The organism is Halarsenatibacter silvermanii (assembly GCF_900103135.1).
GTDB classification, from domain to species: domain Bacteria; phylum Bacillota; class Halanaerobiia; order Halanaerobiales; family Halarsenatibacteraceae; genus Halarsenatibacter; species Halarsenatibacter silvermanii.
In genome coordinates this window covers 34,679-49,901 of sequence record NZ_FNGO01000018.1, presented here as the reverse complement: position 1 = coordinate 49,901, position 15,223 = coordinate 34,679, and the positions used below count along the sequence as shown (strand labels likewise).

Below are 15,223 nucleotides of genomic sequence, written 5' to 3'. Positions count from 1 at the left end.
CAGAATATCTCCCGGGTGATAATAGCATATGAAAGCGGTGAGCTGGAAGAGCTGCTTTTGCAAGAGGAACAAGAACAAAATCCAGAGGGGGTTTCCAGTCAAAAAGCTTACAAAAGCCTTAAACAGAACCAGAAACCTTCAGAGGATCTGTTTTTTAAGATGACCAGTGAACCAGCAAAAGGAGCTGCTTATCGATTTCTGAAAGATATATGCAGGAATGTACCGGGTAGTCCGGTGTAAAATAGCGCTTTAATCGGACTGGAACCGTTCCTTTAATTAGCAGGGGCTTCTGTGTCTAAATTGCCGTTTTTCAGCTAACTTTCAAAAAGGAAATCAAAGTCAGCATATTTAAATGTGTGAGACCTCAATTTATATTTCTTCCCCTTGAGTAGATTTAGTATGAATATTGTACTACCCACAACTAATTAACTCAAACTTCGATTATCCCGGGGTTGACAGTGGATAACATTTGTAGTAGAATTTTATGTGCAGGTGAAAATATGGAGGGATGTCCGAATCTGGTAAGGGGCCGGACTTGAAATCCGGTGAAGCCGTTATGGTGTGGGGGTTCAAATCCCCCTCCCTCCGCCATCATATATCAACGATCAGGCCACTTCGCACAAAGTGGCTTTGTTCTATTGAACTGGATTTTTTGTGCCTGAATCGTTCCGAAACCCTATTTAATTAGACTCTTGATTTAGACTCTTGATTCAGCTCCTTCTCCTTCAAGTTTAATCAAATTTTCAGCAGCTTCACAGCCTTTCTGAGTTAAATTTATCGTATCCTCCTGCCCCTTTTTCATGTAACCTTCATTTAAAAGCTCATTTTCCATGACTCTTTTAAAGCTTTGAGCCTTCTCTTCATCTTCTGGAGCAAAAACTTCCGTGCCGGCCACAAATCTCAGAACTCTTCCTTCAGGCTTCAGGACTGTAAGATGTCTGTAATTTTTATAAGCTCCAACTACTAGCTCGACCGCCTCCTCTGATAACTGGTCTGCAACCATTATTCTGCCCCCCCAGTTAAAGTCATCAGGCATGTCTTTACAGGACATCTTTCAGAAACCATTATAACAATAATAATTTTTGATTACAATTTTATATCACGCTTTTAAGACTGTTGTATTCTCATCATATTTTTCCTATAATATAGACAGAATAGGGTAAGACTCCAGTCAGAAACTTTTATCGGGCTCCGCCCGACATAAATTTATGATGAGAGGTGAGTCAGTGTGGCTAAAGAGGAAATTCCCGAGGTTACGATAAGGGTGAGAAAGGGTCGCACGAAAATCTCTATAGATGAAAAAAACCACTTCTCCTATCCATCACCTAAATTCAAAAGCTATGTCAGAAGAGAATTCAGAAAGCGTTTTTCTCACCGGCCCGGCGAAGACGAGGATAAAGAAGATCTCAAGCAGGACATTGAAGAATTTTTGCGTGAATGCGTCAAGAAAGGCATTATCATGAATGAAAAAAAGCTGGATAATCTTTACAGGGGAGGCCTGCACCCTGGCGGCCCCAGATATAATACTTCATCTTACATCAAATGCTAACAGGACGCTGTCCTTGTTGTAATTGATGCTTTATTCCTGAGAAAAGCACGAAATCCGGCCCGCTCGGGCCGGATTTTTTTATCGCTCATTTTTTGCCATCTGACGATTTTTTTCTTAGAGATTATTTCCTAATTCTGTTCTCTTTTATCGTTTAATAATTTATCAGTTTCCCGCGGGAGAACCAGATTGAGAACGATACCTACCACAGCAGCCAGAGCCATACCCGAAAATTCCATCTCTCCCAGTTCTATCACTGCACCGCCCAGTCCCAGCACCAGAATAACACTGACTATTATTAAATTGCGCGAGCGTTTTAAATCTGAACCTGACTCGATCAAAGTTCTGATACCCACTGAAGCTATCATACCGAAGAGCAGTATGGAAATTCCTCCTATAACAGGCTCAGGTATGGTTTGAATCAGCTCGCCAAATTTGGGCACCAGGGAGAGCATTACTGCAAAAACTGCTCCTATCCTCATCACTTTCGAATCAAAAACTTTGGTAAGAGCCAGAACTCCTGTGTTCTCTCCATAAGTCGTATTGGGAGGTCCCCCAAAGATTCCCGCTAATATCGTCGCTACACCATCTCCGATCATAGTTTTATTCAAGCCAGGATCCACTACCAGTTCTCTACCTTTTCCTATTGTTTCACTTATCGCCAGTATATCTCCGACATGTTCTATTATAGATACAACTGCAACCGGAGCAATAATAGATATTGCGTTTATTTCAAAAGCAGGTACAGTAAATTGCGGAAGGCCCACCCAGCCGGCCTCCATTACCGGGGTGAAGTCAACTATACCTGCTGCCAGGGCTGCCAGATAACCGACTACAAGTCCGGTAATTACCGGAATTATTTTGAAAAATCCGCGTCCATAAACGGCCGAAATGGTAGCCCCAATCAGAGCTGCTGCAGCCACCCATACATTGCCCGAGGCCTGATCTATGGCAACATCAGCCAAATAAAGTCCGATAACCATAATTATGGGACCTGTCACTATAGGCGGAAAGACTCTGCGGATATTTTCCGGGCCCAGCTTATAAATTAGCCAGGATACAATTGCATAAACTATACCTGTTACGATGATACCTCCCTGAGCAGCCGGAATCCCTCCTGCATTGGAAATGACCACGCTGATCGGAGCTATAAAGGCAAAAGACGAGCCCAGATAAGCAGGCACTTTTTTACCTGTCAAATAATGAAAAACCAGAGTCCCCAGGCCGCTGGTAAATAAAGCCACTGAAACATGCAGGCCTGTTAAAATTGGAACCAGAATAGTTGCGCCAAACATAGCCAGGGTGTGCTGAAATCCTACAAAAATCTCCTGTGAAAGTTTGAGTTTGTCCGCGTCTCTGATAGCCTCGCTCTCCTTATTGCTCATTGCAACTCCCCCTATAATTTTTGAGTCAATCAAAATAAATAATATAATTAAGTCCACCTACAGAATATGTAATGCCTGCAAGCGCGATTATATCCTGCTCAGCAAACCGCGCATTAATAAACCCGGCCTGTTAAGCCGGGAAAAATTTAAATTTCAACTTCTTGATCATATTTTTTTAGAATTATGGAGTCCTCACCATCGACTTCTTCAACCATTACATCAACTACCTCTTTGCGGGAGGTGGGGATGTTTTCTCCCACGAAATCAGGTTTGATCGGCAGTTCTCTATGACCTCTGTCGACCAGAACTGCCAGCTGAACATTTTGAGGGCGTCCCAGATCCATCAGCGCATCCAAAGCCGCCCTGACTGTTCTTCCAGTATAAATAACATCATCCACCAGAATTATCTTCTTATCGTTAATATTAAAAGGTATTTCAGTTTTATGGACGATAGGTTGAGGGGCTATTTGAGTTAAATCATCACGATAAAGCGTAATATCCAGGGCTCCGTTGTCAACTTCTTCATCCTCTATCTCACGCAAATTATCAGCAATTCGATTTCCCAGCGGCACCCCACGGGTTCTGATGCCAATCACGACTACATCATCCAGGCCTTTGTTTTTTTCGACAATCTCGTGTGAGATGCGGGTCAAAGCTCTTCTTATTTCTTCAGCATCATTCAATCTCTTTTTTTCCTGCAGTTCCAAAGGATACCCCTCCTATATTCTTTTCAGATCTGAAAATCTCTGCCGTCCTAAACTTCCTGGCCAATGTAACATTTCAAATTACAAAAAGCCCTTCCGCCGAAGACCGGCAGAAAGGCATGGTATAATCTTCCCATGGATTCCTTGCCGGCCTCGCTGGACCAGTTTAAAGGATGGAACAGGTATATTTGATTTTTCAGGTTACAAGCAGTATAGCAGAAATATTTAAGGCTGTCAATTGAACCTCCAATATATACTGGTAAAATAATTACATGAAAAAAGTTCTTTTTTATATTATCATGTTTTCTGTGTAAAAAACCTGCAGATGGGGGGTATAAAAAAGATGGAAAAAGAAGAGCTGCAAAAGAACACCCTGGATGAACTGGAAGAACTACTAAATGAAAAGCAGGAAAAATATGAAGAGATAGAAGAGGAGCGTAAATTCGTGCTCAAACAAACGGGCAGGCATATACCGGGCACCACTCGCGAAGAGTACAAAATTGAACTAAACCGCATTCAATCGCAGATAGAGAAAATCAAAGAGGTTATTGAAGAAAAAAAGCATTAAAATTATAAAATAATTTAAAAAGGAGGGCTTTTAAATGCCAAAAGCAGATGAGCTGCTGGCAGAGCTGGAATCAGGTCATGAGAAACTTGGCGAAGAAATATCCGAGGAAATGAAAGACTTTCGCGATTTCGCCGAAAATGTACATAGTGAAGGAGCTTTGAGTGCCAAACAAAAATCCCTTATTGCCCTGGGGGCCGCGGCTGTCAAGCAGTGTAAATATTGTATTGTTAAAAATCTTCAGGAGGCGATCGAGCGAGGAGCTACGAGAAACGAGATAGCTGAGACGTGCTCTGTTATTATGCTTTTAAACGGGGGGCCGGGATCAGCTTACAGCGGTTTTATCATGGAAAAATTCGATGAACTCCAGCAATCTCAAAACTAGATGGCTGTAAAAACAAAATTCTCCCGTGACTCAGCCTGAAAAAGGGGCTGAGACGGGAGCCTTAGTCCACCTGATTATTCAATGTCAATTGTGCGTCTCTCAGTTTCTACCGGCTCTTCCTTGGGCAGGCAGACAGTAAGAACTCCGTTTTCAAATTCCGCGGTTATTTCATCCTCCTCTATATTATCTATCTGGAAAGAACGCTGGAATCTTCCAGTTCTCCTCTCTCTTCTGATATAATCCTCTTCCTTTTTCTCTTCTTCAGCTTCCTGCTCAGCTCTTATGATGAGCACGTCATCCTGAAGTTCGATCTCTATATCATCTCTTTCCATACCGGGCAGTTCGGCTTCAATTACAAATTCATCATCTTTTTCTATTACATCAGTTTTGAAGCTGCTTCGGAACATATCCATGGTATCACTCATGAAATCGTCCATAAACCTCTCAGCTGGACTGGAACTTCGCCGATTTTTTCTGCTTCTGCTTCCAAAAGGAACGAGATCAAACATATCGAACACCTCCTTGTTGTGATAATTTATATCTACTACTTTTACTATCTCTGACCTTTCTTCACTCATAATTATACCAGAAGGTCAAAGAATGTCAAGACCGGAAATTTAATTCATAATATTATTAATACTATTTTATTTTCTTGAGCCTCAGGCTGGCTGCCAGAGCTAAAATCAAAAACATCAGGATGATAATAAATCCCTGCTGATAACCCTGGAGAGTATATAAGCGCGAATCTTCTATAAATTCTCCCTGCCAGGTAGTATCCAGCCTCCAGCCTATGAGGGTGTTAAATATAATTGTGCCCAGAAAAGGCGAAATATTCATCAGGCCGGTAGCGCTGCCTTTTAGCCGGGGAAACATTTTTTTGATATTGGCAAATGAAGTCATGGGAAAAACTCCTACTCCCCCCAGAATAAATAGAATAATCATCAGAATCAAGAAAGACGGATTTCCCTGTTCTATTATGACAATATATATCCAGGCAAGAATATTTATTATGACAGCCGTCCTGATCATCCTGACTCTGCTTTCCATTCGATCTTCTACTCTTCCTAAAAAAGCTGATCCTATCAGCATGCCGCCTGTTATAACCATAACCAGTGCCGCTGCAAAATTTCGGCTGAATTCATAAATATGGGTGAGATAGGGAACCAGCCACATACCTGATAAACTCATAAAGCTTCCCAGGATCACCATGGCTATAAAAAAGTACTGCCAGAATTGACTGCTTCTAATAATTTTTTTCATATCTATTATAATTCTTTTCAGGTTTCTCTCCTCTTCTTCAACAGCATATTCGGGCTCAAGACCAAGCTGCCGGGGATTATCGCGTACATAATACCAGATAAAGAAAGCCATGAGGGCAGAAATGCCGGCAAATAAAAAATATGAACTGCGCCAGTCCAGAAGGGATAAAAGCAGAGAAAAAGGAGCGGCTGCCAGCAGAGCTCCCAGATTGCCGATCAGAGAAGTCCAGCCCAGCAATTTTGTGTACTCTTCTGGAGGAAACCAGACAGAAATAGTTTTTATGGTGGAAATAAAAAACACTGCAGACCCTATTCCTATCAGCAATCTACCTGCATATATGGTAAGAGCTCCCCGGGCAAGAGCAAAGAGCAGGCTGCCCAGACCGATGGAAATCATGCCACCAGTTGTTAACTTTCTGACTCCAAATTTGTCGGTTCCGATTCCCACCGGCACCTGTAAAATGCCATATGCATAAAAATATAGTGATGATAGCATGCCCAGCTGAGTAGCTGTCAAATTCAAATCTCCGGCCAGGAGATTTGAGACAACCCCGATGGCATAGCGATGAAAAAATGCGATTAAAAACGAAAAGCTCAGCAGCAGATAAATTATCCATCTGTATTTTTTGAGTTTTACTTCTGAGATAATATCATCCTCCCGAATACCATTAAATTTCCCGCCAAAAATTTTTTGCAATTTTCCATCTCACCAGAAATTTTGATAAGCAAACAGGTGTATGATAAAATTAATATAGACCTCTGCTAATAATCTGCGAGGAGCTGTTAAAATATGGATATAAAAGAAAAGCTCAAAATATTAACCCGGTCAGCAAAATACGATGCCTCCTGTTCTTCCAGCGGCAGCTCCCGTAATAAAAATTCGGGAAAGGATAGGCTCGGCAGCGCACAAAGCAGCGGTATATGTCACAGCTGGTCGGAAGACGGCCGCTGCATATCTCTACTCAAAATACTATACACAAATCGCTGTATCTATGACTGCGTATATTGTGTGAATAGAAGCAGCAACGATCGTCCTCGAATTTCATTGACTCCTGACGAGCTTGCAGAACTTACCATCAATTTTTACAAGCGCAATTATATTGAGGGATTATTCCTCAGTTCTGCTATCGAAAAAAGTCCCGATTACACCATGGCTCAAATCTGTCAGGCGGTTAAAATACTCAGAGAAGATTACAATTTTGGAGGATATATTCACCTCAAAGCCATACCCGGAGCTGATTATCGCCTGATAGAAAAAGCAGGGCTGCTAGCGGATAGAATCAGTCTGAATATTGAACTGCCTTCCCGCGAAAGCTTCAATCTGCTGGCCCCGGATAAGAACGAGGATGAAATTCTTTCTTCTATGAAAGATATCGGAAACGATATTGAAAAAAACCGGGAAGAGAGAAAAAAATACAGCAGCGCTCCCGGTTTCGTTCCGGCCGGCCAGAGCACACAGCTTATAGTTGGAGCCACTGATGAGCCTGATTTCGAAATCATCAGGCTGTCCGAAAGTTTATATGACAATATGAATCTGAAAAGGGTTTATTACTCGGCCTATATGCCTGTCAGCCAGAATGACAGGTTGAAAAAAATCGAAGAGCCTCCTCTTCTTCGCGAGCACAGGCTTTATCAGGCCGATTGGTTGATCCGACGCTATAATTTTTCCGCCGGCGAACTGCTGAATAAAGACAACCCTAACCTCGACCGCCGCCTGGATCCTAAATGCAGCTGGGCCTTAAAAAACATCGATAAATTCCCTCTGGAAATAAATAAGGCTGATTATGGAGAGCTAATTCGAGTTCCCGGCATCGGCCCCAAATCTGCCCGTCGTATAATTGCTGCTCGCCGCCAGGGTGCTGTGAGTTTTCAGCAGCTCAGGGATATAGGTCCTGTGATCAAAAGGGCAAAATATTTTATAACCTGCCGCGGTAAATATTATGCAGGCATCCCCTTCAAAAAAGAACTGATAGAAAAGAGATTGAATGGAGCAGTCAAAAGTAATTCTCCAGAACAACTCTCATTATTTGAAAAATGACGGCAGCCAGAATTAAATAATTGGAGGTGATTTTTCTGTACAGTTATATCTATGATGGTTCCTTTTCCGGGTTTTTAACCTGCCTTTATCGAGCATTTCACAGTGATGAAAAGCCCTCCAGAATTATCAGAAAAAAAGAATACCAGCCCTCTCTCTTTGCAGAAGAGATCGAAATATCCTCCGACGAAGAGATAGCTGAAAGAGTCCAGCAGGGCATCAGAGAAGAACTGCCCAAAAAATGCTACGATGAAATTTATCATGCTTATCTGTCCGAACTGCAAAACATAGAATTATGTATTTATGATTATTTGCGGCTGAGTTTTGTTCTGGAAGATAATATCAGAGATAACTGGGAAGACGAAAGTGTAAAAAAAGTAAAAAAAGCTGCCGGCAAAGTGAGGAGTGAAGCACATAGATTTAAAGGGCTATTGAGATTTCGTGAGATGGATAGTAATTCTTTTTATGGGCCCTTTCGACCGGATTATAACATAACCGGCCTGATAGCCCCTCATTTTGCCGACAGATTGTCTACAGAAAGCGGAATTATACATGATCGGAGCAGAGACATAGCTGCCGCCTTTTCACAGGGTAAATGGGAGCTTTTGGACAGCAGCAGCATACCAACTCCCGATCGCGATGATTATGCTGCCGGCGAACAGAATTACCAGCAGCTCTGGCGGAGCTTTTTCGACGCTATAGCTATTGAAGAACGCAAAAACCTTGAGCTCCAGCAGAGTCTGATGCCTAAAAAATACTGGGAGTTTCTTGTGGAAAAACAAACCTCTAAGTTTCAAAAATAAATCCCAAAATTTAGTTAAGATTAAGCTGCTGAATTTTCATCCTGGTTAATTGTTATTGTGAACTCCTTTTCTGTTTCCGAGTAATCTATATTGACCTTCCTGGCTGCATCTGCATCTCTTTCAAGCAGCTTCAAGGCCAGTTTATCCTTTATTTCGCTTTGAATTACTCTCTCAAGAGGACGGGCGCCATATGCTGGGTCATATCCCAGCTCTGCCAGCATATCGCGAGCCCTGTCTGCTATTTGAAGCTCGAGCTCCTGCTCTTCTGCCACCTGTTCAGCCAGCTCATTTATTTTGATATCGACTATCTTACGGAGATGCTTTTTGGTGAGATTATGGAAGATGATTTTATCATCAATTCTATTAAGAAATTCAGGGCGGAACTGCTGTTTGAGAGCTTCATTGACTCTTTCTTCGATCTCTTCTTCTTCCTGAAGGTCCTGAATATACTGCGAACCCACATTGGAAGTCATGATTATGATGGTGTTGCGAAAATCAACCTCTTTCCCCTGGCTATCAGTCAATATACCATCATCGAAAATCTGCAGCAGAATGTTGAATACATCAGGGTGAGCTTTTTCAATCTCATCCAGCAGAATAACTGAATAGGGCTGGCGCCTGACCTGCTCGGTAAGCTGTCCCCCCTCATCGTAACCGACATAGCCGGGAGGAGAGCCTATAAGTTTGGCAACCGAATGCCTCTCCATATACTCGGACATATCGAACCTGATCATATTTTTCTCATCGTCGAAAAGCTGGGCCGCCAGGGTTTTGGCCAGTTCAGTTTTGCCTACACCGGTAGGCCCCATGAACATGAATGTGCCCAGAGGACTCTCGCGCGACTGCAGACCCGTTCGTGATCGTCTGATTGAATTGCTGACAGCACTAATGGCTTCATTCTGCCCTACAACTCTGCTGGAAATTTCCTCTTCCATTCTGATTAATTTTTCTTTTTCTGACTGCAGCAATTTTTGCACGGGAATATCCGTCCAGGAAGCCACTATTTCAGCAATATCCTCTCTAGTAACCTCTTCTCTGATCATTTCGCGATTATCTGACTGTTCATCAATCTGTTGAGACATTTTTTCCAGTTCATCTTCCAATTCGTTGAGCCTGCCGTAACGAAGCCGGGCAGCCTTTTCGTATTCAGCCTCTCTTTCAGCCTTTTCAGCTTCATGTTCAATTCTGTCTATTTCTTCCTTGAGCTCCTTTCTTTTCTCAACCAGCTTCTTTTCCTGATTCCAGTTTTCAAGGAGCGGATCTCTTTTTGCTTTCAACTCTTCAATCTCCTCATCCAGCTCAGCCAGCTCATCCTTGACCTCTTCGATATCCTCTTCATTTTTTAGCATCTCTCTTTCAGTTTCCAGGCGTCTAAGCCGCCGATTGAGTTCATCAATTTCCAGCGGCATCGAATCTATATCTATCTTTACCTTGGCGGAAGCTTCATCAACCAGATCAATGGCTTTGTCAGGTTGAAATCTCTCTGTGAGATAACGGTCAGAGAGTTTGGCAGCAGCCTCCAGAGCGCTGTCTTTGATTCTGACTCCATGATGGATCTCATACTTTTCTTTGAGGCCTCTCAGAATAGAAATGGTGTCTGGAATCGAGGGTTCTGAAATTTTTACAGGCTGCAGTCTTCTCTCCAGAGCGGCATCCTGCTCAATATGCTCGCGGTACTCGTCCAGAGTAGTGGCGCCTACACATTGTATTTCTCCCCTGGCCAGAGCCGGTTTCATGAGATTGGAAGCATCGACAGCTCCTTCGCTGGCCCCCGCTCCCACGATGGTATGAATTTCATCTATAAAGACTATTATTTTACCCCGGGCAGATTTTATCTCCTTTAAGACCGATTTCAACCGATCTTCAAATTCACCGCGATATTTTGCTCCAGCTATCAAAGACCCCATATCGAGCTGGATGATCTTTTTGTTTTTCAGCACCTCGGGCACATCGCCCGTGACTATGCGCTGAGCCAGCCCTTCAGCTATAGCTGTTTTCCCGACACCTGGCTCCCCAATCAATACGGGATTATTTTTGCGCCGTCTGGAAAGCACCTGCATCACTCTTCTGATTCTTTCATCCCGACCTATTACCGGATCAAGATCGCCCGCTTGGGCCATTTCGGTCAGATCGATGGTGTATTGGTCTAGTACCTGGTATTGATCTTCAGCGCCAGGACTATCAGCGCTGGCTCCAGCTCTGAGCTCCTCTATTATCTCTAAAATATCCTGTCGAGAAATATTTCTGCCGTCAAACATTTCAGCAACCTGATTATCCGTTCCGATCAGGCCCAGCAGCAGATGTTCGGAGGAGATATAATCATCCTCAAGCTGCTGAGATTCCTGCCTGGCCTGATACATAACCTGATTCATCTCTCCCGACATATAGACCCTGCCGCTGCTGCCATCATAAATCCGGGGCAGGCTGGATATTGAATCCTGACATCCTTTGCGCAGCTCCTCAAGGTCTACCTGCAGTTCTTTCAGGATCGGTTCAATCACTCCGTCTCTCTCCTGAAGCATGGCGTTGAAAAGATGAGCAGGATGAATCTCCTGATTGTTATTATCCATAGCCACCTGCTGAGCTTCCGAAAGCAGCTGCTGGACTCTATGGGTGAAGTCATCCATTTTCATAATGCTATCACCTCGCAACATAAACTAAATGGATTTTTTAACGATTATCCTCACCTCCAATTTTACAATAAAGGTCAAAGAAAGTCAAACCATATTTCCCTCGGCTTTTTTCAGAAGTAAGCTGGTGGTATATTCTCCGATTACAGCAATATCCTCCGTATGCAGCTTGATAATTATGGAGGAATCGAAAACCAGATTGGCGCCACCTGTAACTTCTTCATCTCCCTGCCAGAGCAGATAAATAATAGGTACACGAGGGAGCGGAAAGAGTTCAAAACTGAGATCTGCTCTATCCATGAATTCTGCTCCGAGCTCAACAGCAGCTTTTTTTAGAGCTGAGGGATCCTCTCCCATAATTTCTTTCAGAGGTTTTATGGCCTGCCTGTGAAAGGGACCGGCATAAGGAGCTCCATCAGGCAGCTCTTTCATCGTCATCAATTTGCCGCTGGGGGGACAGTCATTGCCATTGAGCAGATAGTGCAAAAATATTATCTCCATACCGCGATTTACAGGGATTTCAGCCTGGGAATCATCGATATCACCGCCGGGATAGTAAACCGAGTAGGGCTGATCAAAAGAATTAATGATAAATCTCTGTTTATTTTTTTCGTATTCCAGCCCTGTTCTTTCTGCTATTTCTTCAGGTTCGCTGTTTGCAAACTCTTTCTTGGCCCTCTGCAGAGCCGGTTTATAACTTTCATCTTCTCCTTCATTATAAATTAGCATTTTGATCCCCTCATAAATTAATTCCTCCCGTAAATTTATTCGGTCTCATTTGATAATTCTACGCCTGATGAAGTTTCTCCTCCTGCAGCTGATTTTGGTTATTTTTGAAAATTGTTCATAAGAAGAATTTTGTTTCTTGAATTTTAAAGCTGATTGGTATATAATGACACGTAGGGTTTTATTTGAATTTATATTGGCTCCTTTAATTAATTACTATTAATTACCTAGAGGGGGTAAGTATTTTGAACTCATCAGTCCTAATTCTGGTCGCTCTTGCCAGTTTTTTGGTGGCCTATATGACCTATGCCAAAAGTCTTGCCCGTAAATGGGGCGTGGACAACGACAGGCTGACCCCGGCTCATAAGAAACAAGATGGTGTCGATTACGTTCCCGCCAAAAAACCAATTCTCCTGGGACATCACTTCGCCTCGATAGCAGGGGCAGCTCCCATCATAGGTCCGGTAACCGCCTCCACATTTGGCTGGCTGCCGGTATTTGCCTGGATAATCCTGGGCAGCATATTTATAGGGGCAGTACACGATATGGGCTCAATTTTCAGTTCTGTCCGCCATGGAGGCCGCTCCATCGCCCAGGTGATAGATGCTAATATCGGTCGTTCCGGCAAGCAGCTTTTCAGTATCTTTGCCTGGCTTACTCTGGTGCTGGTAATAGCAGCATTTATGAACGTAACTGCCGGTGCCTTTGTCAGCACACCGGAAGCTGCTACAGCTTCAGTACTGTTTATAATTCTGGCCGTGGGTTTCGGACTGGTCAGAAAGAGAAGCAATCTTTCTCTTCCTGCTCTATCAGTGATAGGTGTTGGACTGCTTTTATTCTGTATATATATTGGAGTCAACTTCCCTATCAGCCTGGGAGCAAACACCTGGATGTGGATCTTCGTAGCTTACATTTTTATAGCTTCTGTAACTCCTGTCTGGGTGCTGCTGCAGCCTCGTGATTATCTAAACTCCTTTCTGCTCTACGGCATTCTTATTGGTTCTTTCATAGGTATTTTAATCGGCAGACCCAGCATGGAAATTTCCAGCTACACATCCTTCCAGACAGAGCTCGGTTTTATGTTCCCCATTCTTTTTGTGACGGTGGCCTGCGGCGCAATTTCTGGCTTTCACTCGCTCGTATCTTCCGGGACTACTGCTAAACAGTTAAACAAAGAAAAAGACACCAAAATGATCGGCTTTGGATCCATGCTTATTGAAGGTTTTCTGGCAGTTATCGCTTTAATAGCAGCGGCGATCATAACCGGTGGACAGGCCTCCGAGCTTCTGGCAGAAGGCGGTCCGGTCCTGTTATTTGCCCACGGTGTAGGCGGGTTTTTAAGTAATTTCGGTATTCCCACCGAAATAGGAATAATCTTTGGCTCTCTGACAGTGGCTGCTTTCGCCATGACCACCCTTGATACAGCCACCAGACTGGCCAGATTTATTTTCCAGGAATATTTCGTGCCCGAAGAAGATGAAGTGAGCGGACAAAAAACCGGCCTGCTGGGCAACATGTACTTCGCAACTTTCGTAACAGTACTCTTTTCCGCAGCTCTTGGTCTCTCGGGCGCCTGGGATGCCATCTGGCCTATATTCGGTTCGGCCAATCAGCTTCTGGCAGCTCTGGCTCTGCTTTCACTGGCTGTCTGGCTTGCAGGACGGGGTATTAAAAACACCCACGTTATAATACCGATGATCTTCATGTTTGCAGTCACTCTAACAGCCCTGGTATTTGTAGCCCGCGATAATTTTCTGGATGCTAATTACATTCTGGGAATCATGGCAGTTATACTATTCATTCTGGCTATAGTTCTGGCCAAGATGGCCATGGGGCTTTTAAGTCCTGGAACCGAGAAGGCGGAAGATAAGACCTGATTTGTTTCTGGTTTTGGGCCGAACTTATATTTTTCTGTGTAAATAAAGAAAGGGGCCAGCTGTTAAAAGCTGGCCCTGTTTTTTTTTGGAATTTGCCGGTCAAATCAACTCTTTCAGAAATTAAAATTTCTGCTTATTCTGTCGGGGTTCCATCCTCATCCTGATCAAAATTCCAGTTCCCGGAATTTTTCAGGCCAATTGCGATTGCTGGCAGAGCCACCAGAAATAATCCTACATATCCCAGATAACCGTAACCAACCTGAATCAGGGGCAGCAGTCCGGCCAGAGCTATTATCCAGGTTAAAATTACATAAATTCCAGCGCTTAAAATCATCTTGCGCCTTTCAATTTCGGCCGTCTCACTTACCCAGAAGGCGACAATTCTTTTGGCGCCTCCATAAACAAGATTAACGCCGGTGGTAAATACTCCCAGCAGAATCAATAGAGATACAACCCAGGGGGCAAAACTTCCGCCTATTCCCTCAGCTGCTACATATATTGAGGGGACTTCGACCGGCAGTATATCAGGGTAATGGGTCATAATCCCCAGGCTTGTCAAAGTTATTATCAATCCATTGCCAAGAAAAGCTAGAATGGCCACCAGCCGGGCATCTTTTCTGCTCTTTACAGGTTGGGCTACCGCAACATATCCTCCCACACACAGGATTTGAAATCCCAGATAAAGCAGCATACTCCAGGCGGCCGGGAAAAGTCCGGTATCAGTGGTTCCCTCTCCCACCACCATCATTATTTCTTCGAAATCAACTACAACATTGGTGCCGTAAATAACCACCAGACCTGTCATGACAATTACCGCAATTAAGGAAGAAGCACCCCGTATAGCCTTAGCTCCCTTTATAGTCAGGAGAAAAATCGCTATAGCAATCAATATAGTATTTAAGATATAGGGAGTGCCCAGCATGTCTCTGACGGTCGCACCTCCAGTGGCAAAAGCCACTGAAGTCGCCACCAGAAGAAGTATTACATAGGAAATTTCAAATAAAGGCACAGCTGCCTTCTGCCAGGGTTTGTAAAAACCTCTGGCCCAGCTTCCATATTCGAAAGTGCGCGAAGCCCCGGCGTACATCCAGACATAATACATAACCCAGGCCTGCAATGCCATGGCAATTACAGGCATAAATACAGCATACCAGCCGTGATTGGCATAAAAATCAATGATCTGTCGGCCGGAGGCAAATCCTCCCCCGAAGTGAGTGGTGAGCCAGACCGAGGCTACCCCAAAAATTCCTGAAAACCGCTTAAAAGACATTTCTCATACCTCCAGTACTTATTATACTCGCTGCTCTT

15 protein-coding genes and 1 tRNA gene are annotated in these 15,223 nt (G+C 43.6%); 8 read left to right on the top strand and 8 right to left on the bottom strand.

The window, feature by feature from the left end:
- Together BLT15_RS13235 and BLT15_RS09675 are read left to right on the top strand one after the other, a co-directional pair.
- A partial coding sequence (locus tag BLT15_RS13235; protein WP_159429895.1) for a hypothetical protein occupies nucleotides 1–240 on the top strand: 240 nt, incomplete at its 5' end.
- 262 nt (nucleotides 241–502) lie between these two features.
- A tRNA-Ser gene (locus BLT15_RS09675) sits at nucleotides 503–591 on the top strand.
- 106 nt (nucleotides 592–697) lie between these two features.
- Here the strand turns inward: BLT15_RS09675 and BLT15_RS09670 are convergent.
- On the bottom strand, nucleotides 698–1,003 hold the full coding sequence (locus BLT15_RS09670) for a hypothetical protein (protein WP_089761121.1): 306 nt from the start codon (nucleotides 1,001–1,003) through the stop codon (nucleotides 698–700).
- Between the two features lie 225 nt (nucleotides 1,004–1,228).
- On the opposite strand from BLT15_RS09670, the gene BLT15_RS09665 reads away from it, so the two are divergent.
- A complete protein-coding gene (locus BLT15_RS09665; RefSeq protein ID WP_089761119.1) occupies nucleotides 1,229–1,549 on the top strand; it encodes a hypothetical protein in 321 nt (106 codons plus the stop codon).
- Nucleotides 1,550–1,677: 128 nt separating this feature from the next.
- Here the strand turns inward: BLT15_RS09665 and BLT15_RS09660 are convergent, their stop codons facing one another.
- Both BLT15_RS09660 and pyrR read right to left on the bottom strand, forming a co-directional pair.
- Nucleotides 1,678–2,931, bottom strand: coding sequence for a uracil-xanthine permease family protein (locus tag BLT15_RS09660; RefSeq protein ID WP_089761117.1), 1,254 nt, complete (start codon nucleotides 2,929–2,931; stop codon nucleotides 1,678–1,680).
- A gap of 146 nt (nucleotides 2,932–3,077) precedes the next feature.
- Nucleotides 3,078–3,638 (bottom strand): bifunctional pyr operon transcriptional regulator/uracil phosphoribosyltransferase PyrR, encoded by a 561-nt coding sequence (gene pyrR, locus BLT15_RS09655; protein WP_089761115.1) that lies wholly within the window; start codon nucleotides 3,636–3,638, stop codon nucleotides 3,078–3,080.
- A gap of 340 nt (nucleotides 3,639–3,978) precedes the next feature.
- Between pyrR and BLT15_RS09650 the strand changes: the two genes are divergently transcribed.
- The gene (locus BLT15_RS09650) at nucleotides 3,979–4,203 is read left to right on the top strand and encodes a hypothetical protein (RefSeq protein ID WP_200769740.1); all 225 of its coding nucleotides are present in this window, start codon (nucleotides 3,979–3,981) and stop codon (nucleotides 4,201–4,203) included.
- A 34-nt stretch (nucleotides 4,204–4,237) separates the two neighbouring features.
- A complete protein-coding gene (locus tag BLT15_RS09645; protein WP_089761113.1) occupies nucleotides 4,238–4,585 on the top strand; it encodes a carboxymuconolactone decarboxylase family protein in 348 nt (115 codons plus the stop codon).
- 74 nt (nucleotides 4,586–4,659) lie between these two features.
- Here BLT15_RS09645 and BLT15_RS09640 read toward each other — a convergent pair whose 3' ends face one another.
- Together BLT15_RS09640 and BLT15_RS09635 are read right to left on the bottom strand one after the other, a co-directional pair.
- Nucleotides 4,660–5,163 carry an Hsp20/alpha crystallin family protein gene (locus tag BLT15_RS09640; protein WP_089761111.1) on the bottom strand — a complete coding sequence of 168 codons (504 nt, stop codon included), beginning with the start codon at nucleotides 5,161–5,163 and terminating at the stop codon, nucleotides 4,660–4,662.
- Between the two features lie 61 nt (nucleotides 5,164–5,224).
- Nucleotides 5,225–6,541 (bottom strand): MFS transporter, encoded by a 1,317-nt coding sequence (locus BLT15_RS09635; protein ID WP_089761109.1) that lies wholly within the window; start codon nucleotides 6,539–6,541, stop codon nucleotides 5,225–5,227.
- Nucleotides 6,542–6,634: 93 nt separating this feature from the next.
- On the opposite strand from BLT15_RS09635, the gene BLT15_RS09630 reads away from it, so the two are divergent.
- Entirely contained in the window at nucleotides 6,635–7,882 is a 1,248-nt protein-coding gene (locus tag BLT15_RS09630; RefSeq protein ID WP_089761107.1) for a putative DNA modification/repair radical SAM protein, read from the top strand.
- Nucleotides 7,883–7,908: 26 nt separating this feature from the next.
- Nucleotides 7,909–8,682 (top strand): TIGR03915 family putative DNA repair protein, encoded by a 774-nt coding sequence (locus tag BLT15_RS09625; protein ID WP_159429894.1) that lies wholly within the window; start codon nucleotides 7,909–7,911, stop codon nucleotides 8,680–8,682.
- 20 nt (nucleotides 8,683–8,702) lie between these two features.
- On the opposite strand, the gene BLT15_RS09620 is transcribed toward BLT15_RS09625, so the two are convergent.
- Nucleotides 8,703–11,315 carry an ATP-dependent Clp protease ATP-binding subunit gene (locus BLT15_RS09620; RefSeq protein ID WP_089761103.1) on the bottom strand — a complete coding sequence of 871 codons (2,613 nt, stop codon included), beginning with the start codon at nucleotides 11,313–11,315 and terminating at the stop codon, nucleotides 8,703–8,705.
- Between the two features lie 84 nt (nucleotides 11,316–11,399).
- Entirely contained in the window at nucleotides 11,400–12,041 is a 642-nt protein-coding gene (locus tag BLT15_RS09615; protein ID WP_089761101.1) for a DUF3786 domain-containing protein, read from the bottom strand.
- A gap of 242 nt (nucleotides 12,042–12,283) precedes the next feature.
- Here BLT15_RS09615 and BLT15_RS09610 point away from each other — a divergent pair, with 242 nt between their 5' ends.
- Complete coding sequence (locus BLT15_RS09610; RefSeq protein ID WP_089761099.1) at nucleotides 12,284–13,915, top strand: carbon starvation CstA family protein; 1,632 nt, start codon at nucleotides 12,284–12,286, stop codon at nucleotides 13,913–13,915.
- A gap of 133 nt (nucleotides 13,916–14,048) precedes the next feature.
- Here BLT15_RS09610 and BLT15_RS09605 read toward each other — a convergent pair whose 3' ends face one another.
- The gene (locus BLT15_RS09605) at nucleotides 14,049–15,185 is read right to left on the bottom strand and encodes a YkvI family membrane protein (RefSeq protein ID WP_089761097.1); all 1,137 of its coding nucleotides are present in this window, start codon (nucleotides 15,183–15,185) and stop codon (nucleotides 14,049–14,051) included.
- Nucleotides 15,186–15,223 lie beyond the last annotated feature (38 nt).

Coding starts and splice junctions, on each gene's coding strand:
- BLT15_RS09650 (WP_200769740.1), top strand. CDS start 3,979: ATGGAAAAAGAAGAGCTGCAAAAGAACACCCTGGATGAACTGGAAGAA.
- BLT15_RS09670 (WP_089761121.1), bottom strand. CDS start 1,003: ATGGTTGCAGACCAGTTATCAGAGGAGGCGGTCGAGCTAGTAGTTGGA.
- BLT15_RS09605 (WP_089761097.1), bottom strand. CDS start 15,185: ATGTCTTTTAAGCGGTTTTCAGGAATTTTTGGGGTAGCCTCGGTCTGG.
- BLT15_RS09640 (WP_089761111.1), bottom strand. CDS start 5,163: ATGAGTGAAGAAAGGTCAGAGATAGTAAAAGTAGTAGATATAAATTAT.
- BLT15_RS09620 (WP_089761103.1), bottom strand. CDS start 11,315: ATGAAAATGGATGACTTCACCCATAGAGTCCAGCAGCTGCTTTCGGAA.
- BLT15_RS09630 (WP_089761107.1), top strand. CDS start 6,635: ATGGATATAAAAGAAAAGCTCAAAATATTAACCCGGTCAGCAAAATAC.
- BLT15_RS09660 (WP_089761117.1), bottom strand. CDS start 2,931: ATGAGCAATAAGGAGAGCGAGGCTATCAGAGACGCGGACAAACTCAAA.
- BLT15_RS09645 (WP_089761113.1), top strand. CDS start 4,238: ATGCCAAAAGCAGATGAGCTGCTGGCAGAGCTGGAATCAGGTCATGAG.
- BLT15_RS09615 (WP_089761101.1), bottom strand. CDS start 12,041: ATGCTAATTTATAATGAAGGAGAAGATGAAAGTTATAAACCGGCTCTG.